The organism is Pantoea sp. MQR6, from assembly GCF_022761075.1.
GTDB classification, from domain to species: Bacteria; Pseudomonadota; Gammaproteobacteria; order Enterobacterales; family Enterobacteriaceae; genus Pantoea; species Pantoea phytostimulans.
Window position 1 is genome coordinate 26,765 of the sequence record NZ_JAKYXB010000004.1, and the last position, 23,541, is coordinate 50,305.

Consider the following 23,541-nt stretch of genomic DNA (forward strand, 5'->3'; position numbering starts at 1 on the left):
GAAGATATCGTGAGTCGAGCGCTGAAACGAGAGGCCGAATAGCCGCGAAAGTTGCAAATGCAACAGCGTACACACCACTGCTGTTGCATTTGCAACACATAAGATTTTGAATCGAAAAATTTACTTACTGAATTTTAAAGAAAAAATAGCGCACCTACCTTGGCATGTTTCCTGCAATCGCTTTTATAACCAAATGTTCAGTCTCTTTGTATTAAATTTAGATAACGTTATAAAGGAATCAGCTAATGAGCGAAGCGAATCAGGAAAACATTAAACTCTTTTGGTTTTTACCCACTCATGGCGATGGTCGCTATCTGGGTACCACACAAGGTGGCAGAGCCGTTGATCTCCCTTATTTACAACAAGTTGCGTTAGCCGCCGATAACCTGGGTTATTATGGTGTGCTGATCCCTACCGGTAAAAGCTGCGAGGATTCCTGGCTGGTGGCATCTGCGCTGGCCCCCATTACCAAAAAACTGCGCTATCTGGTGGCGGTACGTCCCGGTTTACAACCGCCCAGCCTTGCCGCCCGAATGGCTGCCACGCTGGACCGCCTTTCCGAAGGTCGCCTGCTGATCAACGTTGTCACCGGCGGCGATCCGGTAGAAAACAAAGGAGACGGTATTTTCCTCAATCACGAGCAGCGTTATCACGTTACCAAAGAGTTTCTGGAGGTCTATTCACGCTTATTGCAAGGTGAGAAAGTCGATTTCAACGGTGAGCACATCCGCGTTGAAGGCGCTGAAATCTTATTCCCGCCGGTACAGGAAAATGGCCCACCGCTCTATTTTGGCGGCTCCTCTGAAGAAGCCATTGACGTCGCGGCTAATCAGATCGATACCTACCTTACCTGGGGCGAGCCGGTTGCACAGGTGGCAGAAAAACTGGCAGTGGTTCGCAAACGGGCAGAGGAAAAAGGCCGCACGCTCTCTTATGGCATTCGCCTTCACGTTATTGTGCGTGAAACAGAAGAGGAAGCCTGGGCAGCAGCCAATCGGCTGATTGCACATCTGGATGAAGAAACCATTGCAGCTGCCCAGAAAATTTTTGCGCGCATGGATTCCACCGGGCAAGCACGGATGAGCGCACTTCACAGCGGCTCACGTGAGGGATTAGTGATTGGTCCGAACTTGTGGGCTGGTGTGGGCCTGGTGCGCGGTGGTGCTGGAACGGCGCTGGTGGGCAGCCCGCAGCAGGTCGCCGACCGCATTCGTGAATATCAGGCGCTGGGTATCGAAAACTTTATATTCTCCGGTTATCCGCATTTGGAAGAAGCACACCGTTTTGCCGAACTGGTGATGCCATTATTGCCGCTGGCCGCTAACGCCGAGAAAAAGCAGCGTACTGTTAATACCGGACCTTTCGGCGAAACGATTGGTGGCGATCGCCGTCCGAGTAAGTAAGTCAGCTAATCAACAAGAGAGCCCGCGTATGTCTGAAAAGCACATTGTCATCATTGGTGGCGGATTTAGCGGCACGGCGCTGGCTATTCACCTGGCGCGTTACGGTCAGGCAGGTTTAAAGGTCTCGGTAATTGAGCCGCGACCTCAGCTGGCACAGGGTGTGGCTTACAGCACAGAAGATCCTGCACACCGTATTAATGTGCCCGCCTCGCGGATGCAACTTGCCGGCGATGAAGAAGGCGCTTTTGATCGCTGGTTCCGCTCATCACCTGACTTTCAGGTCGATACCGATGCCTTGTGGCATGATGGCACTGTCTATCCGCAGCGCGGGCAGTTTGCCCGCTGGGTAAATGAACAGTTCCGGCAGCAGAAGCAGTATTCCGCGGTAGAACTGACCCATATTCATGACCGTGCGGTTTCATTCCATGCTGGCGTAGTGAGCACAGCTTCTGGCGCTAAGGTACAAGCCGATGTTGTAGTGCTGGCAATCAGTCATCCGCCGCCTGCCTTACCTGCAATACTCACGTCGTTACGCGGTCACGTCGGGCTGATTGCCGATCCGTGGCAGCCTAATGCCTTGGCAAAAGTGGGCGCTGATGATCAGGTCGCGATCATCGGTTCAGGCTTAACCATGTCAGATATGGTCGCTTCGCTGCATCGCAAGGGACATCGCGGAAAAATCACCGTGTTTTCCCGTCGTGGTCAATTACCTCGCCCTAACCTAAGCGGCAACTATGAGAACCGCGAGTTAAATTACCTTCAACCACAACAGGCTACTGCTCGGGGCTGGCTGCGACGCATTCGTCAAGAAGTCACAGACGCTGCCGCTGAAAATCTGCCCTGGCAAGGGGTGCTGGATGATATTCGCCGTCATGGTCAGCAAATCTGGCAAACACTGTCGTTAACGGAGCAGCGTCGCTTTTTGCGGCATCTGCGCCCGTGGTGGGATGTTCATCGTTACCGAATTGCGCCACAAGTGAGTACCGTGTTGTCTCAACTGCAGGCCAGCGGTCAGCTAACGGTTATGGCTGCTCGCCTGCTTGCGGCAGACGCAGCCGAAGACAGCCTCCAGCTGACGCTTCAGCCGCGAGGTTCATCACCTGAGCTCTACCGGGTCGATAGAGTCATTGTGACCACCGGGCCCGCACATGGCGCCCTGCTTAACAGCGACGCGTTATTACACCAGCTTGCTACAGAAGGCGTAATCCAGGCCGATCCGCTGGCGCTGGGTATCAATGTCAATGCGCTGTCACAAACCCTGAATGCACAAGGTCTGGCTAATCCCCATCTTTATGTCGTCGGGCCAGCCGCCCGCGGCCGTTTTGGTGAATTGATGGGCTTGCCGCAAGTTGCTGAACATGCTGAGTCGGTGGCGAGACAGTTACTGAGCATCGCACCCTCCTCTTCTACGCATGCGAGCTCACACGAGCGCATTGACTAGAAATTGCTGGAAAGGGATCACGGCTGAACGGGTAGAGTGAACAGCCCTGATTTTTTAACGATGATTAAGGCGGCGCGATAGCCTATCGCCACAAAATTGCAGCAGCGTCACTAACGCCACCAGCACCACAATCACCGTGACCATCACCTGCATATCGAAGCGTTGATAACCATAACGATAAGCCAAATCCCCCAATCCTCCCGCACCGATTGCCCCCGCCATGGCCGATGCATTGATCATAGTAACCAAAGTAATGGTGAAGCCACTTACAATGCCAGGCCGCGCTTCCGGTAGCAAGACATGCCAGATGATATGCCAGCGATGGAAACCCATCGCCTGGGCCGCTTCGGTCAATCCTTTGTCCACTTCACGCAGGCTGACCTCAGCGATTCGCGCAAAAAATGGCGTCGAAGCCAGGGTTAACGGCACCACCGCCGCCCATACGCCGTAGGTCGTGCCCACGACCCAGCGCGTAAAGGGAATCAGCGCCACCATTAAAATCAGAAACGGAATGGAGCGGAATAGATTAACGACCCAACCCAAGATCCTGTTCACCATCGGGCTGGGAAACAAATCGCCGCGTCCGCTGACCACCAGAATCACCGCCATTGGCAAGCCCAATAACAGCGCCATCAACGAGGAAACTCCGACCATTAATAACGTGTCCAGCAAACCATTCCACAGACGATCAATAGCCAGTGACATAACCTAATACCTCCAGCCGATCGGCAAGGTTTGCCAGTTGCAACGCTGCCGACTTCGCCTCATGTTGTGCATCCAACAGTAGCAGCATTTGCCCAGTTGGTTTGTTTTCTACCCATTCAATGGCGCTGTAAATCAGCGTGATTTCACCCGTTGCCTGCGCACCTAAAGCCCCCAGATTAGGCTGCGCACCTTCTCCGGTATAGCGCAAACGCAGTAGCAAACGGGAGTCGGCACCTTGCCGCTGCGCATTCAGCAGCGGCACAATATTTTCTGGTAGCGCCTGATGATTAGGGTTGAGTAATTGCCGAGTAGTTTCTTGCTGCGGATCGCTGTAAACCTGCCAAACCGGCCCACGTTCAATAATTTCACCTTTATCGATGACCGCCACTTTGTGGCAGAGATCATGTACGACATCCATTTCATGGGTGATCAACACGATGGTGATATGACGCTGTTGATTGATCTTTTTTAGCAGTGCCAAAATGGCGCGCGTGGTTTCTGGATCAAGGGCTGACGTCGCTTCATCACAAAGCAGGAGTTCGGGATCGTGTACCAGCGCCCGCGCAATACCAACGCGCTGTTTTTGTCCGCCTGAAAGCTGGGATGGCCACGCATGCTGCCGTTCTTCCAGCCCGACCAGCGCCAGCAGTTCATCTACTTTGCGCTCGCGTTCTGCTGCGGGGATACCCGCCACCTTCATCGGCAGTGAAATGTTCTGACGCACCGTTTTTGCTGAGAGCAAATTGAAATGCTGAAAAATCATGCCGGTGCGACGTCGCCACTCCACTAGCTGTCGCTCGCTGAGCGCGCTGATGTCGATACCATCAATCACCACCTGGCCTGCAGTCAGATTTTCCAGCCGGTTCAGACAGCGGATCAGGGTCGATTTGCCTGCACCGCTGCGGCCAATGATGCCAAAAATCTCACCACGCTGGACCTTCAAGCTGATGTTATGCAGTGCATCACTTTGCTGGCCCGCATATCGTTTGCTTAAAGCCTCAATATGGACGTGAACCTTGCCGTTGGCTTCCCCCCTTGGCACATGCAGCGCATCGCGCTCACCGGGCAATGTCAGGCTAACCATAATTACTGGCTCCAACCCGGCTGGTAGAGTTTGCCATAGAAGCTATCGAGTTTGGCCCGTACTACTGGAGAGTGCTGATAGATATCGACAAATTTTTTCAGACGCGGATCGTCCTGATGACCGTCACGAACAACGAACTGAATGACATATTCGGGGTGTTCAAGGCCATCAAACAGCAGCGCTTTTTCCGGGTCGATGGTTTTCGCCAGGCGTAAATAGTGCGGATAGCCTTGGGCTAAATCCACTTCATCCAGCGAACGTGAAAGCTGTACTGCTTCAACTTCGATGATCTTCAGATCTTTGGGATTACTGGCGATATCCTCCACGGTCGACTTCAGTCCAGCGCCCGGTTTCAAGGTTATCAGACCCGCTTTTTGTAACAACAACAGCCCACGCGCGCCGTTGATCGGGTCATTGGCGATAGCGACGGTTCCACCTTGTGGGATCTGATCAATAGCTGTGTGCTTTTTGGAATAAAGCCCAACGTTGTTGATGATGGCGGGTGCGTAAGGCACCAGATGGAATCCACCTTCCTGGTTGGCATTTTCCAGGAATGGCTTGTGCTGAAACAGGTTAACGTCAATATCCCCGTTTTCCACGCTGACGTTAGGCGCAGTCCAGTCGGTAAACTCCACCAACTCCACATTTAGTCCCTGTTTTTTCGCTTCCTCAACGGTGGTTTCCAATGGCGGTGCGAACGCAGCTGTGGTGCCCACTTTCAGCGGCCCGGAATAGTCAGCCGCTGATGCCGCGGCGCAGAGTGTTAACAGCGTCACGCCAAGCGCTGCCGCCAATTTTTGAGAATATTTCATCGCCTTTCCTTGAGGTTAATTGAATCAATTAAAATGGGCTGCTTGTCGCCAGCGTGCCGCCGGATGACGGTCAGGCAAACGGTCCTGTTGCTGAAAGATTTTTTTGCGTAATGAACCGGGTTGATAGGCAGTTTTGTAGCGACCGCGCTGCTGAAGTTCCGGCACCACCAGATCGATAAAATCGCTGTAACTCTGCGGATTGAGAATGTGAGTCAGGTTGAAGCCGTCAATATCGCCTTCATCTATCCATTGCAACAGCGCGTCGGCCACCTGAGCCGGATCGCCAATGATTAAGGGATAGCGGCTGCCCATCGCATGCTGCTCCAACAACCGACGTCGCGTCCAGCCGCTGTAAGCTTTGCTCACCGACTCAATCGCGCGGGTATCACCGGTTTCAATCGGTGCATCTAAATCGAACGCGGCTAGATCGACGCCGATCGAGCTAGAGAAATGGGCAATACCCGCTTCCGGGCTGGCATATTCGAGATAACTGCGATATTTCTCCTGCGCTTCGCGTTCCGTCGGTGCCACAATCACGCCGACGCCCATAAAAATACGCAAATCATCAGCGTGACGCCCCGCGTCCATCGCAGCCTGACGCAGCCGTTGCGTCTGCTGACGCATGGCGTCAGGTGAACGGGCATTGACGAAAGTACATTCAGCATGGCGAGCAGCAAACTGGATGCCGCGTGCAGAGGTTCCGGCCTGAAACAGCAATGGCGTGCGCTGCGGTGACGGGCTGCTGAGGTGATAACCCTCAACCTGATAGAATTCACCCTGATGGTTAATTAGATGAATTTTGTCGGCATCGGCATACAGCCGGCGCTGGCGATCGACCACCAACGCATCATCGTGCCAGCTGCCTTCCCATAACTGATAAGTGACATCCAGAAACTCGTCAGCCTGATCGTAGCGTCGATCATGGGCCAACTGTTGTTTGTTGCCCATTGCACGGGCGGCGCTGTCCAGATAACCCGTGACGATATTCCAGCCAATACGCCCTTGGGTCAGATGATCCAGCGTCGACAGGCGACGCGCGAACGGATACGGTGCTTCGTAACTGAGATTGGCGGTAACGCCAAAACCGAGATGCTGCGTTACGCCAGCCATTGCCGACACCAGCATCAGCGGATCGTTAACCGGTAACTGAATCGACTCGCGCGCGGTGAGATCGATGCCCTGCTGATAAACGTCATACACGCCAAGAATGTCAGCGATAAAAATCCCGTCAAACAGCCCGCGTTCCAGCAGACGTGCCAAATCGGCCCAGTAACTCAGAGAATTAAATTCCACTGAACGATCCTGGGGATGCGTCCACATACCGTGATGAATATGGCCGACACAGTTCATCGTGAAAGCATTAAGTAAAATCTGCTTTTGACTCATATCGTGCCTCGGCGCGGCGGCAATACGCCATTAAGCAGATGATTGCCAATCGCCGGATATTTCCAGCGCACCGGATCGTGCAACGTATGGGTGCGGGCGTTGCGCCAGTGGCGGTCGAAGTTGTATTCACGCAGGCTGGAGCGAGAACCGGAAAGCTCAAACAATAAATTGCTCGCCTCCAGTGAAACCTCCGTGGTCCAGGCACGGGCTTTCGCCACCTCGACAGATGCCCAGGCGACCGTTTCCGCATTAGGCTGTTGTTGTGCGACATCTATGGCGACGCCTGCCTCTTCGATTAACGCGTCGCCTGCAGCGAGTCGTGCCGCCAGCCGACCGGTGCGGTCAAGGGTAAGCGGGTCTTCGCTCGCGTGATCAACCCCGCTGTCTGGCCAGGGTCGGGCGCGATGACGCAGGAAATCGAGCATGTCCCTGAACGCCGCACGTGCAATGCCCTGATCGATAGCCGCATGCAGGATTTGTGCAAGTGGCCCAACGGTGGTGGGCCGTTCGAATGCGCTCTGAAACGGCACCACATCCTCAGCGGCAACGGAGACATTCTCAAATAGGACGCTGCCGCTGCCGGTCGTGCGCTGGCCAAAGCCGCTCCAGTCATCAATCACCGTGATGCCAGGCTGATGCCGTGGCACAAAGACCAGTTGCTCTTTTCCCTCTGCGTCTTTTGCCGCTGTAGGAATGCGATCGGCAAACAGCGCACCGGTGGCGTAGAACTTGCTGCCGTTAAGGCGAAGATCGAGAATCTGCGTGCTACGCTGATGCGCTGCGGGTGAACTGAACTCTGCCAACGCATTGCCCAGATGCACACCCGCCAGCACTTCGGCGTAAAGTCGTTGTTGCTGCGCCTGGCTGCCGTTAATGCGTAACACTTCCAACGCGTAAAAATGGTTTTGCGGTACCTGACCTATCGCCGCATCGGCTTCGCTGATTATTGCAATAACCGCAGCCAGCGTAGCGGTGGAAACAGCAATGCCGCCGTATTGCTTCGGCACGGTGATCGCGCCTAATCCTGATGCGAAAAGCTGCTGTAATTCTTTATGAGGTAACAGACGTTCGCGGTCACGCTCTGAGGCTCCGCTGCGAAACTGCTGTGCCAGCTGGTGCGCCACATCCAACGCCTGTTGCGCATTTTTGATGTGGGTCGCGGGCTGTTTTGGCTGAACCTGTGTCATCGCTGTTCCTTAAATCCAGGCGTGGCGCGTTGGGTAGACCGCGTTGAGGTAATAGTGACCAATAGCATGTGTTTTCCAACGCACCGGATCGTGCAAGGTGTGGGTGCGCGCATTGCGCCAATGGCGATCCAATCCATGACGTAGCAACGTGGCGCGGCTGCCGCCCCACTCCAGCAATTTTTCACTGGCGCGTAGGGCGACGTCGGTGGTCAAGACTTTGGCCTCGGCGACCGCAATGGAGGCACGCGCACTGTTTTCAACACTGAGCGCCAGCGGATCGATGTTATCGAGTACGTTAGCCGCACGCTTAAGTAACGCATTGGCGGCACTCAGCTCGGTGCTAATGCGTCCGATATCGGCAAGAAGGTAAGGATCATCCGCATTGCGTTCGACATTGGCATCCACCCAAGGACGTGAACTACTGCGCACAAATTCCAGCGCATCATCCAGTGCGCCTTGCGCGATGCCTGCATCGATGGCTGCCTGAATTAGCTGAGATACCGCACCGCGCAGCGTCGGTTTTTCCGCTGATGGCAAAGGGATGATCAACGCGGGATCGACCGCAACCTGCTCCAGCCGCACCGTACCGCTGGCGGTGGTGCGCTGACCGATGCCAGACCAGTCATCGATGATCTGTACCCCTTCGGCGGGCAATGGAATAAAAGCCATTGTCGGCAGGCCGTTATCCTGGAGCGCGGTGGTGACCAGAATGTCGGCGAACAGTGCGCCGGTTGAATAGAATTTCTCGCCGGTTAACCGCAAACCTTGTTCGGTGCTCAGCAGTCGAGCCTGAACATCGCGGGTATGTCGGGTGTTCTTTTCCGGGCCGCCGTTGCCGAGCCGTTTGCCACTCACCACCGCTTGCAACAGTTTCTGCTGCTGCGCTGCGCTGCCTTCACCCAGAATGAACTGAATTAACCCAAAGTGGTTTTGCGGAATCTGTCCAAGCGACGGATCGCTGGCAGAAATCAGGCGAAACACCTCAGCCAGGGTTTGATAACTCAGCCCGCCGCCGCCAAAAGCGCGCGGTACGCTGATACTACCTAAACCAATCTGGGTGAACTGATCGAGCAGTTCACGTGGATAAATCCGTTGCTGATCGCGCGCTACTGCACCGACTTTCGCCTTTTCGGCCAAAGAACGTGCTGCCTGAATCGCCTTGTCATCCTCGGTCAGCACAGCCGCCTGGATTGCTTCGGGGAAATCGAAAGGGTTTGTCATGGTTTTTCCAGTTAATAAACGGAAAGTCAGGGGCGGACCGCTCTTAATCCAGCGTGTTAGTTGAAATAATTAAGTGACAGGGATAATAGTCAGTTCATTTAAGGCAAGTAAATAGCGCGGGTTGTTACAAATATGGGAAACGTAATTCACTTTTTAGCTATAGCGTGAGCGCACTGAATCAATGTAAACCCTGACAAGGCATCATCAATGATTTATAAGATAAATTGCAGCGCGCGTTAATTCTTAATTTAATAGAATGAATAGTTTTTCTTTTTACGTTACGCACGGCCATTGCTTTAGCATTTAATACCACTAAAAACAGTAAGCGCTGCATTATTTATAACTGCACAGGCAAGGCTATTATATTAATTGAATTTCTCAGCGTGCAGAAACGCCTATTGATCGCAGAGAGAATTATCCGGTGTCACATGAAGCGACATATTATTCCCGAATAGGGATTAAAGGAGGATGTAACAGCAAGGCGCAGAGTGATATTCCCTTAAGCGTGATGAGTAAAACCCTGTAAAGCACACTCCATTGCGAAAATTGCCGGATGATTCAGGCGAAAAAACTTAAGGCTATTACGGATCCTTTTACTCAAAAAAACGCCTTAACCCATTGAGTGAAGGGAATATTTATTCCGTCATGATAAAAAGAGATTTACAATGAGGACATAATACGGCTTGCCCACGATCTCGTTTAGTTGAAGACTGCTTAGAAAATTTCTTACACACCGGGCACTGAGAATTAACTTCATGCTGCTGTAAGTTATCAAATATTCGATTTAGCCATGTCATGATAAATTCCTCTTTGAGGTTTATTTAGCCTAACACAATCGAATTTAGTTAACTTTTATATTTACGTCCTTTCCAATTAAACTCGCTAACATCAACAGAATGTTCACTATTTACTTTTGAACACCCGCCGCTCATTCATGACCGGCAGGCAGATTGATAGAGAATGTGGAATCAAATATTAGTACTCAGATTCCTCGCCTGGCAGAGGAATCGAGAGTTCCATACCTTCGGCACCTGCATAAAATATAATAAGATCAGTGGGTTCATTGGTTGTATAGCCGCGATGAGCAATATCGATGGACTCATTAAAGGCTTCTCCTGCACTGAAGGTTTTTGTCTCACCGGTGAATTTATCCTCAACGGTAAGCGAACCCGAAACGACGAAGGCGGTATTAGGGATAGGGTGCGTATGCCACGGCAACTCAGAATGAGCCGGAATGGTCATTTTCATTAGTGTAATCTCAGGTTTTCCCGTCGGGTAGTTTTCAATCCCCTGTCCGTTCCACGCTTTACCGCTATTTAATAACGTTTCGCTTGTCACCGTTTTTCCTGAATCACTGCTCATATCACTATTACCCCTTAAAATTAATCCGCTGACAAACCAGCTATTCATAATGAATTTAAGTAGCTAATTATAGACGCAAATTTTTAAAATATTTTACAACATATTAATAAGGTTGGTTTTTCGTTTAGAGCAAGGGATTGCCAACCCTATTAACGAGGGTTATGACGAAAGGGCCAGCCAATAAATCACCGCGCAGTTTCACTCAAGATCTCACTGGCATCACAGTAAACCGGAGACATCTCAATTTATCTATAACGATAACATCCGCTATTAAAACCAGGTATGTTAAATCCAGTTGGCAGCGTAATGCCTCATTCAAAATCACTTTCTTTCAACAATGTTATGAGATTACTTTTACAGGGAGAGTCCATGGCTAATTATTGTTGTTTTAAAAAACAGGGCAAGCTTATTGCTCTTGAAGCAAATAAATGCAGCCATGAAAAAGCTGAGCGAGATTGTTGTGATCAACCTTGTAATGATATTGAAGCCCGCGATGCTGCTGAGGCCCTGCTGAAATTTTCAATCTTACTTCATGTAAATGAAGCGGTTAAGCCTGCATATGCTAAAGAGACAGTTTTTCATTCAGCGTTGAAGTTATTTTTTAAACGGCAAAACCTCAATAAACCCTTCTGAGCAGGCCAAATGGTATTTCAGCATGCCATCATCAATTTACTGTGGAACGAATTTCACCTTGCGCATGAGTGAAATGAGAAAGGATGACGCGAAAAATCATTTCAGCCCAAAAGAAAGCGTCAACTGCACTTGCGTTGATTAAAGAGTATTCGTAGAGATTGAAGGCAACACTGTCACTGCCTTAATAGTTGAAAGTATTGAGTAGTGAAAATCAGAGGCAAGCGTAGCGTTAATCAGGCTCTTTTTTGACGCTAAAAAGAGCCTGTCAAAGTTTATGCGTGATCCAGTGAATCACGATGCTGCTGGCACTTAACCAGAATATGATTTTGAAAAGTGGTTGGCATACGATTTCGCACCACCGAAGAGGACCCAATATTGTTCTCAGACTCGTAATCATCACGGGTGATTTTGAGTGTGGCACTGTTTGTAAAGGATCCCGAAGGAGAGGCACTCCGCTGTTGCACATCGAACACGTTAACCACAAAGGTGTCATCATCGATTCTGATCACATCATAACGAACCAAGCGGCTATCTGTGTTGCTGTTTATATAGTGTGTTTCAACTTCAGAGAAAATCATCATCACATCCTTCGTGTTTTACAGCGGGTAATGCTGAAGCATGGATAATATGGAAACGGGCAAGCGATGTCATTGCCCGTTGTGCGATTATTGTTTATCCAGCATGAGGAGATGAGCTAAAAGAAGGCGTGCTTAAATGAGGTCGCGAGAGGGATCATCGCCTATCCTGAACCATTTCCAGACGGCGCAAACGACGCTCGCAAAGCAGTGAATAAATACCGCCGACTGCGACCAGAAAAGCGCCCGCAATCGTCGCTTCCTCTGGCAAATTACCCAGAAACAAGAACCCAATAATCACTGACCAAAGCAACGTGGTGTAATCGAAAGGCGCCAGCAAAGAAGCATCTGCATAGCGAAGGCTTAATGTCAGTAATATTTGGGTGATACCGCCAAACAGCCCGCAGCCGACCAGTAATAAAATTTCACGTCCTTCTGGTATTTTCCAGCCTGCAATCACTGTGACAAGTGAAGTTAATCCCGTCATGACGGTAAACCAAAAGGCGATCGCGCCGGCCTTTTCTGACCGATTCAACGAGCGGATTTGAATCAAAGCCCCGGCGGTAAAGAGGGCCGCCAGCAGCGCCAGAAACACGCCGGTAGAAGAACCGACATTCAAGGCGTTATCTGTCAGTGAAAGGTGCCCGGAAAGCATGATAACGATACCGCTAAATCCCGCCACCACTGCCAGCCAGCGGTGAGCGCGCACCTTTTCTCGTAATATTAGTGCTGCAAGCAGAACCGTAAACAGCGGGGCCGCGTAATTGATTGCGGTGGCATCGGTAAGCGAAATGTAGAGCAGCGCTAAATAGCTTAAATACATGCTGCAGGTTCCGGCAAGTCCGCGGATAAAGTGTCCCCGCACATTGGCGGTTTTAATCCCTTCTCGCACGCTGCCCTGCACCTTCAGCCAGAGTATTAATGGCAGCATCGCAAAGCAGGAGCGAAAAAATATCACCTCGCCTACCGGGATCGTTCCATCCAGCGCTTTTACACAGGCAAGCATCAGCGTTGAACTGAGCGCAGCCATAATTTTCATTGATATACCGGTTGCAGCACTCATTCAGCATGGGATCCAAAGCGGGTTTAAAGCAGATTTACACTGCCTTTTGTCATCAAAAGCCTATCAGAATCTGTCAGTCACCCTGCGCTGAAGTTGAAGGGTTAATCAGCAGATAGTTTTGTTTCAAACCGATGGCCATTCGCGCCGCGCCATTGATAACCCTCTCTAAGCGCAATAAAAAAGGCACCAAACGGTGCCTTTGATATTTTAACGGCTCAAAATGACCAGCGAACACCGGCGTTATAACGCCAGCCTTTAGCGCCATTTCCGTCAATCTCTTTACGGTAATCCGCCTCGGCATAGAACGACACATCACGCTTCAACGATGCCGAGCCGCCAATGCCTACATCCCACATCTGCCCGAACTTTCCGCTGTCAAAGTTTTGATTGATGTCGCTGCCGGTTGAACCGATGTTCACTTTCGCCGTTCCGCCCCAGCCGTGAAAATAGTTCGCGCGAAGGTACGGCGTATAGAGACGCTGGCTGTCGTCCTGCCAGGTGCGAGCGAGACGTGCGCCCAGTCGGCCAATGGTTTGATCATAATCATCATAGGAAACGCGGGTGCGATCGCTGTCGGTAAAGTTTTCCATGTTTAAACGCAGCCAGGTTAGCTGAGCCTGCGGTTCGAATCGTACACCGTGAGCAAACTCAAACGGATAGCCCGATTCCAGCGACGCGGCCCAACCCTTGCCTTTTGGCGACGCCACCTCTTTATGCCGCGCGATATCCGTTTCGCCGCGATACCAGCTCCATGCCAGCGAACCATCAACATAGAAACCGCTGTCACGTTGCCAGGTTCCATATAAAGCCAGGCTGTCGCTGTCGAAAGAGGTTGAGCTATAGCCATCAGCAGCATGTGGACGAATACGTGTGTTACCGCGCGTATAGGCGATGCCGCCGCGCAGGCTATCTTGTGCGCCATCTAACCTCAACAGGTTGCCGCCGAGCTGCACGGCACTGTAATCGAGGTCAAAATCATAACCGTAATCACTGAATCCACGGTTGCTTTGGTATTCCAGGTTTGAGCCGATATAGCGGATAAACATTTCACCGCCCAGTGCATCCGGATTGTTTTGCTGATAGCGCAGCTCCCCAAGCCGTTTATGCAGATCGTCGGTTATAGCGAGTGTGTAATACGCCAAACCAACCGGGGCTGAGATGTAAGAAGGCACCTGCGGCGTGACAGCCGGACGCGCTGCCACCTTACCACTACCCGCTTGTGGCTGGCAGAGCGAGCCATCTTCACAGACAAAAGTATTGGCGAGGCGATAATCCCAGAACGCGTTACCGCTGCCGCTGACTTCTCGCTGGCTGGCGTCGCTGCTGCCCGGCGCGAAACTATACACACTGTATTGCCACGGTCCCGATGCGACATAGCCCTGCTTTAAGGCAAAACTCGTGCGACTGGCGCTACCTGAAACCTGTGCCAGTGAAATACCCTCCGTTGCAGTGATTGTGCTGTCGCCGTTGGTATCCGCCACCGTGCCGCCAATAAGCGTATCGTCGATAAACGTGGTGCCGCTGACGTTACCATTAACACGCAACGCATCACTTTGCGTGTTAAACGAGTTGAGCCGCAGGCTACCGCCGTTTGAGACTAATTCGCCATCAAGGGTCAAAGTGTTATTGGCGACGTTAGCGCCGTTGGTTAAATCCAGCGTACCGGCGTTATTCACCACCAAAGAATCATCGGTTGCGCCCTGCAACAGTGGATTAACCCCGTCACCTACAAACAGCGTTGAGCCGCTGTCGATATTGATGGTGCTGTGTGCCAGCTTAATGTTGTCTGTTAACGTCCATTGCGTGTTGTAGAAATTTAAGGTGCTCCAACCTGCACCAAGATTGGTGCCTTTGCTCAGGTCGTCATTGGAGAACGAACCACCGCGCGCAGTAATCTCACTTAAATTAAGCGTGCTGCCCGCGCCGCCCTGAGTCGTGATATGGCGTGTGTCTGCCAGGCTGACCTTTTCTATAGTGGCGGAATTATTCGTGCCGTTGCCCATCGTCAAGCTGCCGTTGATCGTGCCGCCGGTCAGGATCAGGGAATCACGCCCATTACCCGTATCCACATCGCCCAGTACCTTACCGTCCAGAAGTGCAATGAGATCATCCGTCGCGCCGCCGGCGATGACCACGGTTTCGGGATTGGGTGCAGTGATGATGCCTTCATTGATGAATACCGTTTCACCTCCACGCAGGTCGATGATCGGAGAACGCAAACTCAAAGAGGAGATTGAGCCCTGATTGATCACTTCGCTGGCAGTACGGGTGACAATCGCCGAGCCGCCATTAGCGGCCTGAATGTCAATCGAGCCTTGTGTCACCACCCTGCCGCTGGTGTTAGCCTGCACGCCGGTTCCCTCGCCGGGAACAACGATGGAATAGCCTTGCCCAATCAGCAAATCATTGCTGGTGGTGGAACCGTCCTCATTAGCAAACAGATAACCGGTGCCGCCGCTGCCTACGTTAATTAACGCGCTGCCGTCAGGATCGAAGGAGGTTGCCGAGCGAATAGCGGCACCGCGTCCACTTTCCAGCCGAACGTTTTGCAGAAAAATCGAGGCGGTTTCCGCGCGGTTGTTAATCGCACTTCCGCTGCCGTAGGCTCCAAGGATAATGTCATTGGCTTCAAATCGCTGCGCGCCGCTGTCAAGCAACAAACCGTCAGCGCTGCCGTTGGCGCTCAGCGTGCTGCTGCCTTGCCCATCGCCGTAGATTTTTAACTCTGCGCCACTGCCAACCCGCAGCGCAGCGATGCCGTCATCAACCCGTAATTCGCTGTCTATGGGCACGTATTGACCATAACCGCTGCTGACATCAACGCCGATACCTGAAGCCACATGCACGCTGCCGCGGTTGATAAAGTTACCGCCATCGTGAACCCGAGCGCCGGTGCTGTCAGGCCCGGTCAAATTGACCCGTCCTTGATACTGGTTGAATAATCTTGCAGCGTTGCTGACCTCAAAAGCGGTGATAGTTTCACCGCCTCCCACAATGTCAGAGGCCGCATAAACGGTTGATTCATTGCCGACGCTCACCACAGCAGTGCTGTTGCGGCCATTAAGCGTGATGGGATTAGTGACAACGCCTTCCGCGTTATCGCTAACGCGCACGGCCGTTGCACCATTGCCGGTCACAGTAAACACGTCGGTGCCAAAGATGTTTGTGCCTAAGCCGGAAGCGACGATCCCCATGCTATTGGCTCCGCTTAACGTGACATTCGCGGCGCTGAAGGTTGAGAAGAAGGCCCCCGCGCTGATGCGATAAAGCGTGGATCCTTCAGTACTGACGTCCGTTGTGCCGCCGCCGCTGAACAACCTGGAACCGATATCCATGGCTTGATACGCAGTTTGGTTGGGACTGTGGAATACCACACGACTGTCGGGTCCAAGGTTGAGCGTTGCACCTAACACAGCTTCAGCCCCTATCACATCATCACCGTACAGGTTAATGATCCCGTTCTGATTAATGCGTGATAGTGGGTAATACGCTACTGCGCCGTAGGTTGGCGACACCAGGATGCTCTCTCCCGCACTCACGTTTAGCGTTCCGCTGTTATTGATCACAGAGGGCGTAACGCCGTCACCGTCTAACGGATAGTTATAGGCATAAAGCCCGGTACCACCGCGCGTGACACTGATGTCGCCGCTGTTCGTCACGGTTGCGCCAGAGTACGCTTCAATACCGTAGGTTCCCTGACCAGCAAAAGTGATGTTACCGGTATTGACCAGTTGTGCCTGGTTCCATGCCTGTAGGCCGGTTTGCCAGTCAGCGCTACCCTGTATATCGGCATGGTTCACCAGCAAGGTATTAGCAACCGGCGGTGCATCGGGATCGCTGTATTCGCCGAGCAGATTACGTGTTTTGCCGTCTACTGCTGCCGCTCTTGCTGTTTCCCCCACCATATTAAATGTGGTGTTCGCGTCAATAGTGCCTTGAGCGCCGCCTTCTACCAGCACGCCAGTTGCGATCTGACCAATATTGAATGTCGCGCCGTTAGTGTTAATTGTCGTGCCTTTGCCGCTGCCCATTACGCCAATTGCCGAAAAGTCGTCGGGCGTGAGTGTCAGGCTGTGACCATCAAAATCTGCGCCATCCTGGTAGCGGAAAAGAACGGAAGACCAGCCAGGCGTAGTAAAGCTGCTGTTGGCGGGCAAATTGATTTTGGCGTCTGGACCGAGGGCATAGAAGGTGATCTGATATTGACCGCTGCTCTGTTGAGGCAAAGCGTTTGACGTTACGTTGACGGTGGCATCGCCTTCGGCGCGAATGCCAATGACCGAGTCGCCATTAAGGTTGATCGGCCCGCTAAGATCCGCTTTAGCCTGGCCGCCCGGTTCCCCTTTTACCCAAACGGCGGTATCGAAAGTGCCGTCATAGACATTAACGTGGGCGTTGACGTTTATCGTGCCGGTAGAGAACGCGCTGGCGCGGTTGCCCTCGCTGGCAATGACTTTAATTGCTGTGGTGCTGTCACCGTTGACGTTGATGGTGCCGGTATTACCCACCCGCCCGCTGCTGCCGGAATCGACCACCAGCATGCCGACGTTCTCGGCTGGCTGAGACTCTGCGCGCCCGTTGAGGTCAATCACACCATTATTGAGCGCCAGCGCGTCAGGCCCGAATCTAACGCGCATGCCGACGGCATTCTGTACCTTAGAACCCACCACGATACGACCATTATTGATAGCGCTGGCATTCAGAATTTGATCAATGCCGATCACACCGTCGTTCAGATACACCTCGACATCTTGTGTTGCGTCTGTTTTACGGTTCTGCGGGGTGCGGCCAATATACAGGGTGCCATCCTCTGCATTGATAAAACTCCCTTCACCGCTGAAACTCACCCCTGTCGCACTGCTGCCGTTACCAACATTAGCCACGCCAACATTGATATTACCGTGGTTAATGGCATGGCCGTTGCCGAGCCAAATCGCCGAACTGCCTCCCGATACGGGCGCATCACTAAGGGCAAAGTTGATTACGCCATTATTGGTAAACTGGCTGCCATAAGAGGACGCGACAACTTTTCCGATATAGCCCAGCGTGCGGTTATCCACCCCTTCGCCGTTGGCATTATTGAAGAAGCCACCGTTGATCACCCCATTATTAACCCCTGTGCTGCCGTTGATCAGCTCCAGCGCCTTGCTTTCTGACTGTACCGGTCCGCTGCTGGCAAGTTTTCCATTAATTATCGCGCGCGCCCCGTTGCTGGCGCGCATCACTGCGGTGCTGTTGTTTTTGACTTCAAGGGTTTTACCGCGATTGATTTTCACACTGGCATTCGGGCCATCGGCGCTCAGCACCACCTGATCACCTAAAGGCTGTGCGACTTCATCATCAAGGTTATTGGTGCTCATGCGGTAAACCACGCTGCCTTCGCGCAGTGCATAGGCTTTACTGAATTCGGGATTGTAATCTTCCGCCCTGAGATTGGCGCTTCTGAGTTGCAAAACCAGCCAGTCATTATAATTTCTTAGTTCGGTGCTGTTAGTGACATTGAAGGCATTCACCGCGCCATCTTTGGTGGTTACGGTAAAAGCACCGCCATAATCCACCACGTTACCCACGTTATAAGCGAGCCGATCGCCACTGTAAGGCGGGGTTGCCGCGGTAAACGTGATGCGGTTATTTGCGTCCCAGTTCAGGTGTCCCCGCTTCTTAGCGGTAAAGAGTTCGCTCTGCTTAGCCGCCATCGACCAACGATTGGTGCTGGCGCTGCTCGCGGCGCCTTGCTTGCCAATAGCGATATTAAGTGTGCCATTGCTTACGGCGGCGACCCGCGCATTAATATATTGGCCATCTTTCACATCGTAATAATCAGGGACCTGCGCAGCGCCACTCACGCTAAGCAGATCGTTAAACGCAAACGTATCGTACACATCATAATATGTTGAGGTATGCGCTTCGAAATCGGGGATGCGGACAGTGAAATTTTGCAGTCCCAAATCGAGCCGTTTTTCACCGATCAGATTGTCGTTAATAATGCGGCCCGTGTTTTGCAATTCACCCAGCGTGATGCGAGTTGCACCACTTACGCCCGGCGTAAACTGCGGTAAACCGCTTAGGGTTTGTGTCGTGCCGTTACACAGGCAATAGACACCAGCCTTATTATCGTTAAATTCAGGGGTATAAGGTTTGAGTAATGCAGCAGAAGCATTGAGTATCGGAAATAACAGACCTTGCGCAGCAACAAGGCTCAAAAACAGAGGATTTAATTTAAACACAATGTTTTCCTCATCAGAGAAAAGACAAAGCCTGCTTAACGTTAGGCGTTATATTTCAGGCGGAGTTTATGAATAAATTGTTTTGGAAATGATAACGTTTGAAATAGGATGAAATGAATCACAGCACTTTGTTGCACTAACGTCCAGCAGGACTTAACAATCGGCAGGCTGTAGAAAAATGATTTAGAAAAATAGTTAAAAAAATAAATAGGGTTTATTGGACCTAATTGAACCGATTTAGCCAAGGTAATTCAAACGGATGATTTTGAATTAACGGCCTGTGATAATTAAAAATATCGCATGAAAATTCACGCAAGGATTATTAAGGTTATAAAAGCGTTTTTTGTAAAGAAGAATAAGTCTAAGGACAATTTTTCTACTGAGGAAAATTTTATATCCACTAAGCGCATTTATATTGTCCTTAATAGGAACTATCGCAATTCCAACTTATAAAAATACCCCTCTTTTTATTAATTGTTGCCTTTTTACGGATTGTGTTTACCTGATAGAGATAACATCCATTAAAGCCGATTGATGGAAAGTTGTTCATCGCCCTAATCCACTTCAAGCGATGAACCTGTGTTGCGTTTTAGTCAGAGTATTTTCACAAGCCCAATGGCCTTCTCAATCACCATCAAAATAGCCACGGCGACCACAATGAAAATCACTGAAATAGCGTTGACCGTAGGATCAAAGGTTTGATCGACATAGTTAAACACCCGCACCGGTATTGTGATGGTATCCGGCGCGCTCAGAAACAGACTTACCGACACTTCGCCAAATGATGTCACGCCCGCAAATACCGCGCCGGCAACCATACCAGGCTTAATCAGCGGCAAGGTGACGTGCTGAAAGGTATACCAGCGTCCTGCGCCGAGACTCATCGAGACCGCTTCCAGCCGCCTATCCATTGCGGCCAGACTGACGCTAACGGTACGCACCACATAAGGCAGCGCAACCACGATATGCCCGATCACTAAGCCACTGATCATACCCGCGATACCGGCAGCTGTAAGGACATACAGTAAGGCGATACCCAACACCACTTGCGGGATCATCAAGGGTGACAAAATGAAAGCCTGTAACGCTTCGCGATAGCGAAATTCAAGACGCGCCAGTGCCCACGCGGCAAAAGTTCCAAGCATGACCGTTATCGGTGTGACCACCACCAATAAGATCACGCTAATGATCAGCGAGTCGCGCCAGCTCTCATCGTCCAGCAAGGCATAAAACCAGCGCAGCGAGATGCCCTGCGGCGGAAACTGCGGATAGGCTTCAGGGCTAAAGGCTGAAAGCACAATCACCAGCACCGGCAACGCTAAAAAGAGATACACCAGAATGCCCGCAAACGAAGCCAGAATTTGGCTCAGCCGTAACATCAGGTTGCGATCACGGCCCATAATTTTTCTTCTCCCAGCGCTTCAAAAACAGGCCCGTAACACCTGCCACCGCCAGCGTCATAACCAGCAACGTCAGCGACAAAGCGGCCGCCAAGGGTAAGTTGGCAATCTGCATTGCCTGCTGATAGATGGCGATTGGCAACAGCGGTTGCAGACGTCCTCCGATTAACAACGGCGTGATATAACTACCGGCAGCGAGCGAAAACACAATGATAAAACCGGTTAACATTCCGGGCAGCGTTAAAGGCAAAATTACCCGCCGAAATGTTTGAGCCGGTGTAGCGCCCAGGCTCATGGCGGCCAACCGCAGTGACGGCGCTATGTCGCTTAACGACGTAATTAAAGGCAATACGGCAAAAGGCAGCATCACTTGCACGTAGGCGATCACCACTGCATTCATATTCCACAACAAACTCAGCGGTTGGGGTATTAAGCCAGTAAACAGTAAAAAGCCGTTAATCAGCCCATTTTGTGCGAGCAACACAATCCAGGCGAACGTGCGGATCACCACGCTGGTTAATAGGGGGGAAATCAAAATCACATACAACACTGTTCGCAATCCGCGCTGCTTGAGTGAAACCAACAGCCAGGCCGCAGGCCATGCCAGCAGCACGGTAATCACGGCCGTGAGTAACGACACCCATAACGTTGTCCAAAGCGCGTAGCGATATTGCGGTTCGCTAAATACGATCAGGTACTGCGCAAAGCTGTATCCTGGCAACGGATTAAGCAGGCTGTCGACATTGGTCAGGCTTTGATCGAACAGCAGCAGCAGCGGTACCAGCAAAAACAGCAGTAGAAACACCAGGCACGGCGTCAGCATGAGCCACGGGAAAGCATTAAGCTTCAGGGTTTCTTTTAGGTTGCTCATGGCTGTATCGCTTGGTCAGGCAGCACAATTACATCTTCCTCACGCCAGTGAAGATGCAGTGTATCCCCCACCGCAGGCAGGTTTTTAAAACCCGCTTCAGCAGGCTGCACGCTGAGTACACCGCCGCCAGGAAGCTCGCACAGCAGACGTAATGTTGAACCGGCGAAGCGAGCTTCTTTGATGATCGCACGCGAGCTGTTAACGGCCGATTCACCCGGCGACGAGGAAAGGCGTATACGTTCCGGCCTGACGATCAATAACGACGTATGTGGATGAAAAAGCGCAGCCGACAGTTGCAGCGGCTCAGCGTTTGCGCGGAAATGCGCCAGGGCAATATAGCGACCTGTAACAGGGTCGGGCGTAACGTGAAACAGGTTAGCCTGACCCACAAACTCAGCGACAAACCGGTTCTTCGGCAAGCGATAAAGCTCCGGCGGCGTGCCAACCTGCTGTAGCTGCCCTTGCCCCAAAATGCCGATGCGATCGGACAAGGTTAGCGCCTCTTCCTGATCATGGGTGACTAAAACCGTGGTGATGCCGACGCGTTTTTGCAGGGCGCGCAACTCGTCCTGCATCGCCTTGCGCAAGCGGGCATCGAGGTTTGATAAAGGTTCATCGAGCAGTAACACCTGCGGTTTTATCGCCAGCGCACGGGCAATAGCGACGCGCTGCTGTTGACCACCCGATAACTGATGCGGCCTGCGTGTTCCTAACCCTTCAAGCCGAACCTGCTTCAATGCGTCATCCACCCGCTGGCGCTGCTCGGCGCGCGGCACTTTACGCACCTTGAGTCCGAACGCGACATTCTCCTCAACGCTAAGATGAGGAAACAGCGCGTAGTTCTGAAACACCATGCCAATGTTGCGTCGATAAGGCGGTAGACCGGTCACGTCCTGACCGCCAATGAATACTCTGCCTTTATTGGGTGCTAAGAATCCAGCGATGATATTCAACAGCGTTGTTTTGCCACAGCCGCTAGGGCCCAGCAGAGAAAAGAATTCACCCTGTTCAATATTGATACTCACCCCGTCCAGCGCGCGGTGTTGCTCAAACTGACGCTCGACCGCTTCGATGATCACTGAACTCATTTTGCCGCTCCCAGCGACTGGCTCCAGCGGCGCGTCCAGTCAGCCAACTGCGGTGTAGCGCTGCGATAGTCGATCCAGATCAGCTTGCTATAAGCCTCTTCGCCCACTTTCACCTGACTTTTCAGTACATCACTGTACTGCACCTCTTTATTGGTCATACCGTAAAGCGATTTGTCTGAGAACGCTTTTTGCACCTCAGCGCTGGACAACGCGTTTACCACTTTATAAGCATTAGCCAGATTCGGTGCGCCTTTTGGGATCACCCAGTTTGCCGCACCAACCACTGGACCATCGGAAGGATAAACGAAGTCAACTTTCATGCCCTGCTGTTTCAGCGCGAATACGCGGCCATCCCAATAGGGCACAATCCACACGTCACCTCGCTCCAATAGCGTTTGAATTGCGCCTGGGCTATCCGGGAAAGCGACAGCGTTACCGCGTAACGTTGCTAACTTAGCAAACGCGTTGTCTACATCTGCTGGTTTAGCCAGTTCTCCGCCTAACGCATGCACCAGCCCGGCAAAAAATTGCAGGCCCGCTGCGTAAGTGGGTGAAGAGATCGCAACGTGCCCTTTGTATTCTGGGTTCCACAAATCCAGCCAGCTTTTCGGCGGGGTTTTCACCAGATCAGTCCGATACGCCAGTCCTAACTGACCCAGACTGAATGCTGCCGCGTAGGTTTTATTGTCGGTGACAAAACGTGACTGTACGGTTTGATAAAGCTTACCCAAGTTAGGAATATCTGCTGCCTCAAGAGGCTGCAATAAACCTGCTGCTTGTGCACGCTGCACCGTATCAGGCTGAAAAACCACAATATCATAAGGTGAGCGGCGACCTTTCGCAGCCCGTAATTTAGCGAACCACTCGGCATCTGCACCGGGCACCACGGTGAGTTTGATATGGTTATCTTTAGCAAACTGCTCCAGCCCAGACGCACGGATGTTCTTTTCCCAGTCGCCGCCATACACGCCTACTACCACCGAATCAGTGGCTTCTGGCGTAGCTGCTGCCTGCGCAGTGGAACTGATGGCGAGGCCGATTAAAGCGGAAAGCACGATCTTTTTAATTTTTATGGCAGACATG

The 23,541-nt window shown here is 51.9% G+C and carries 18 protein-coding genes; 3 read left to right on the plus strand and 15 right to left on the minus strand.

The genetic code is table 11. The features are described from left to right. The first annotated feature begins 245 nt into the window (after window positions 1-245). Window positions 246-1,403 carry an FMNH2-dependent alkanesulfonate monooxygenase gene (ssuD, locus tag MUG06_RS15360; protein WP_215848377.1) on the plus strand — a complete coding sequence of 386 codons (1,158 nt, stop codon included), beginning with the start codon at window positions 246-248 and terminating at the stop codon, window positions 1,401-1,403. Between the two features lie 28 nt (window positions 1,404-1,431). After that, window positions 1,432-2,844, plus strand: a complete 1,413-nt coding sequence (locus tag MUG06_RS15365; protein ID WP_243079117.1) for an FAD-dependent oxidoreductase — start codon at window positions 1,432-1,434, stop codon at window positions 2,842-2,844. 54 nt (window positions 2,845-2,898) lie between these two features. Here the strand turns inward: MUG06_RS15365 and MUG06_RS15370 are convergent, their stop codons facing one another. From MUG06_RS15370 to MUG06_RS15405, 8 genes are all read right to left on the minus strand, one after another. Next, window positions 2,899-3,549, minus strand: coding sequence for a methionine ABC transporter permease (locus MUG06_RS15370; protein ID WP_243079118.1), 651 nt, complete (start codon window positions 3,547-3,549; stop codon window positions 2,899-2,901). Next, window positions 3,533-4,633, minus strand: coding sequence for an ATP-binding cassette domain-containing protein (locus tag MUG06_RS15375; protein ID WP_243079119.1), 1,101 nt, complete (start codon window positions 4,631-4,633; stop codon window positions 3,533-3,535). The genes MUG06_RS15370 and MUG06_RS15375 overlap by 17 nt, the downstream gene beginning before the upstream one ends. A 2-nt stretch (window positions 4,634-4,635) precedes the next feature. Continuing rightward, window positions 4,636-5,445 (minus strand): MetQ/NlpA family ABC transporter substrate-binding protein, encoded by an 810-nt coding sequence (locus tag MUG06_RS15380; RefSeq protein ID WP_243079120.1) that lies wholly within the window; start codon window positions 5,443-5,445, stop codon window positions 4,636-4,638. Window positions 5,446-5,469: 24 nt separating this feature from the next. Further along, on the minus strand, window positions 5,470-6,831 hold the full coding sequence (locus MUG06_RS15385) for an LLM class flavin-dependent oxidoreductase (protein WP_243079121.1): 1,362 nt from the start codon (window positions 6,829-6,831) through the stop codon (window positions 5,470-5,472). Then, on the minus strand, window positions 6,828-8,018 hold the full coding sequence (locus MUG06_RS15390; protein WP_243079122.1) for an SfnB family sulfur acquisition oxidoreductase: 1,191 nt from the start codon (window positions 8,016-8,018) through the stop codon (window positions 6,828-6,830). The genes MUG06_RS15385 and MUG06_RS15390 overlap by 4 nt, the downstream gene beginning before the upstream one ends. A gap of 9 nt (window positions 8,019-8,027) precedes the next feature. Then, window positions 8,028-9,239, minus strand: a complete 1,212-nt coding sequence (locus MUG06_RS15395; protein ID WP_243079123.1) for an SfnB family sulfur acquisition oxidoreductase — start codon at window positions 9,237-9,239, stop codon at window positions 8,028-8,030. Window positions 9,240-9,874: 635 nt separating this feature from the next. Next, window positions 9,875-10,036, minus strand: a complete 162-nt coding sequence (locus MUG06_RS15400) for a YnfU family zinc-binding protein (RefSeq protein ID WP_215848693.1) — start codon at window positions 10,034-10,036, stop codon at window positions 9,875-9,877. 178 nt (window positions 10,037-10,214) lie between these two features. Further along, window positions 10,215-10,601 (minus strand): cupin domain-containing protein, encoded by a 387-nt coding sequence (locus MUG06_RS15405; protein ID WP_243079124.1) that lies wholly within the window; start codon window positions 10,599-10,601, stop codon window positions 10,215-10,217. A 369-nt stretch (window positions 10,602-10,970) separates the two neighbouring features. Between MUG06_RS15405 and MUG06_RS15410 the strand changes: the two genes are divergently transcribed. Continuing rightward, window positions 10,971-11,234 carry a hypothetical protein gene (locus MUG06_RS15410; protein ID WP_243079125.1) on the plus strand — a complete coding sequence of 88 codons (264 nt, stop codon included), beginning with the start codon at window positions 10,971-10,973 and terminating at the stop codon, window positions 11,232-11,234. Between the two features lie 272 nt (window positions 11,235-11,506). Here the strand turns inward: MUG06_RS15410 and MUG06_RS15415 are convergent, their stop codons facing one another. From MUG06_RS15415 to MUG06_RS15445, 7 genes are all read right to left on the minus strand, one after another. Then, window positions 11,507-11,815, minus strand: coding sequence for a hypothetical protein (locus tag MUG06_RS15415; RefSeq protein WP_215848690.1), 309 nt, complete (start codon window positions 11,813-11,815; stop codon window positions 11,507-11,509). A gap of 151 nt (window positions 11,816-11,966) precedes the next feature. Continuing rightward, window positions 11,967-12,872, minus strand: coding sequence for a DMT family transporter (locus MUG06_RS15420; protein WP_243079126.1), 906 nt, complete (start codon window positions 12,870-12,872; stop codon window positions 11,967-11,969). 215 nt (window positions 12,873-13,087) lie between these two features. After that, a complete protein-coding gene (locus tag MUG06_RS15425; RefSeq protein ID WP_243079127.1) occupies window positions 13,088-19,099 on the minus strand; it encodes an autotransporter outer membrane beta-barrel domain-containing protein in 6,012 nt (2,003 codons plus the stop codon). A gap of 593 nt (window positions 19,100-19,692) precedes the next feature. Next, window positions 19,693-20,499, minus strand: a complete 807-nt coding sequence (locus tag MUG06_RS15430) for an ABC transporter permease (RefSeq protein WP_243079128.1) — start codon at window positions 20,497-20,499, stop codon at window positions 19,693-19,695. Further along, entirely contained in the window at window positions 20,489-21,370 is an 882-nt protein-coding gene (locus tag MUG06_RS15435) for an ABC transporter permease (RefSeq protein ID WP_243079129.1), read from the minus strand. The genes MUG06_RS15430 and MUG06_RS15435 overlap by 11 nt, the downstream gene beginning before the upstream one ends. Next, window positions 21,367-22,458, minus strand: coding sequence for an ABC transporter ATP-binding protein (locus MUG06_RS15440; protein WP_243079130.1), 1,092 nt, complete (start codon window positions 22,456-22,458; stop codon window positions 21,367-21,369). The genes MUG06_RS15435 and MUG06_RS15440 overlap by 4 nt, the downstream gene beginning before the upstream one ends. Then, complete coding sequence (locus MUG06_RS15445; RefSeq protein WP_243079131.1) at window positions 22,455-23,540, minus strand: ABC transporter substrate-binding protein; 1,086 nt, start codon at window positions 23,538-23,540, stop codon at window positions 22,455-22,457. Before MUG06_RS15445 ends, MUG06_RS15440 begins: the two co-directional genes overlap by 4 nt. Between the last annotated feature and the right edge of the window lies 1 nt (window position 23,541).

Bases quoted from the DNA above. Each gene is read 5' to 3' on its own strand.
- MUG06_RS15430 (WP_243079128.1), bottom strand. From the start codon at position 20,499: ATGGGCCGTGATCGCAACCTGATGTTACGGCTGAGCCAAATTCTGGCT.
- MUG06_RS15440 (WP_243079130.1), bottom strand. From the start codon at position 22,458: ATGAGTTCAGTGATCATCGAAGCGGTCGAGCGTCAGTTTGAGCAACAC.
- MUG06_RS15435 (WP_243079129.1), bottom strand. From the start codon at position 21,370: ATGAGCAACCTAAAAGAAACCCTGAAGCTTAATGCTTTCCCGTGGCTC.
- MUG06_RS15420 (WP_243079126.1), bottom strand. From the start codon at position 12,872: ATGAGTGCTGCAACCGGTATATCAATGAAAATTATGGCTGCGCTCAGT.
- MUG06_RS15445 (WP_243079131.1), bottom strand. From the start codon at position 23,540: ATGTCTGCCATAAAAATTAAAAAGATCGTGCTTTCCGCTTTAATCGGC.
- MUG06_RS15380 (WP_243079120.1), bottom strand. From the start codon at position 5,445: ATGAAATATTCTCAAAAATTGGCGGCAGCGCTTGGCGTGACGCTGTTA.
- MUG06_RS15400 (WP_215848693.1), bottom strand. From the start codon at position 10,036: ATGACATGGCTAAATCGAATATTTGATAACTTACAGCAGCATGAAGTT.
- MUG06_RS15370 (WP_243079118.1), bottom strand. From the start codon at position 3,549: ATGTCACTGGCTATTGATCGTCTGTGGAATGGTTTGCTGGACACGTTA.
- MUG06_RS15365 (WP_243079117.1), top strand. From the start codon at position 1,432: ATGTCTGAAAAGCACATTGTCATCATTGGTGGCGGATTTAGCGGCACG.
- MUG06_RS15385 (WP_243079121.1), bottom strand. From the start codon at position 6,831: ATGAGTCAAAAGCAGATTTTACTTAATGCTTTCACGATGAACTGTGTC.
- MUG06_RS15395 (WP_243079123.1), bottom strand. From the start codon at position 9,239: ATGACAAACCCTTTCGATTTCCCCGAAGCAATCCAGGCGGCTGTGCTG.
- MUG06_RS15405 (WP_243079124.1), bottom strand. From the start codon at position 10,601: ATGAGCAGTGATTCAGGAAAAACGGTGACAAGCGAAACGTTATTAAAT.
- MUG06_RS15390 (WP_243079122.1), bottom strand. From the start codon at position 8,018: ATGACACAGGTTCAGCCAAAACAGCCCGCGACCCACATCAAAAATGCG.
- ssuD (WP_215848377.1), top strand. From the start codon at position 246: ATGAGCGAAGCGAATCAGGAAAACATTAAACTCTTTTGGTTTTTACCC.
- MUG06_RS15375 (WP_243079119.1), bottom strand. From the start codon at position 4,633: ATGGTTAGCCTGACATTGCCCGGTGAGCGCGATGCGCTGCATGTGCCA.
- MUG06_RS15415 (WP_215848690.1), bottom strand. From the start codon at position 11,815: ATGATGATTTTCTCTGAAGTTGAAACACACTATATAAACAGCAACACA.
- MUG06_RS15410 (WP_243079125.1), top strand. From the start codon at position 10,971: ATGGCTAATTATTGTTGTTTTAAAAAACAGGGCAAGCTTATTGCTCTT.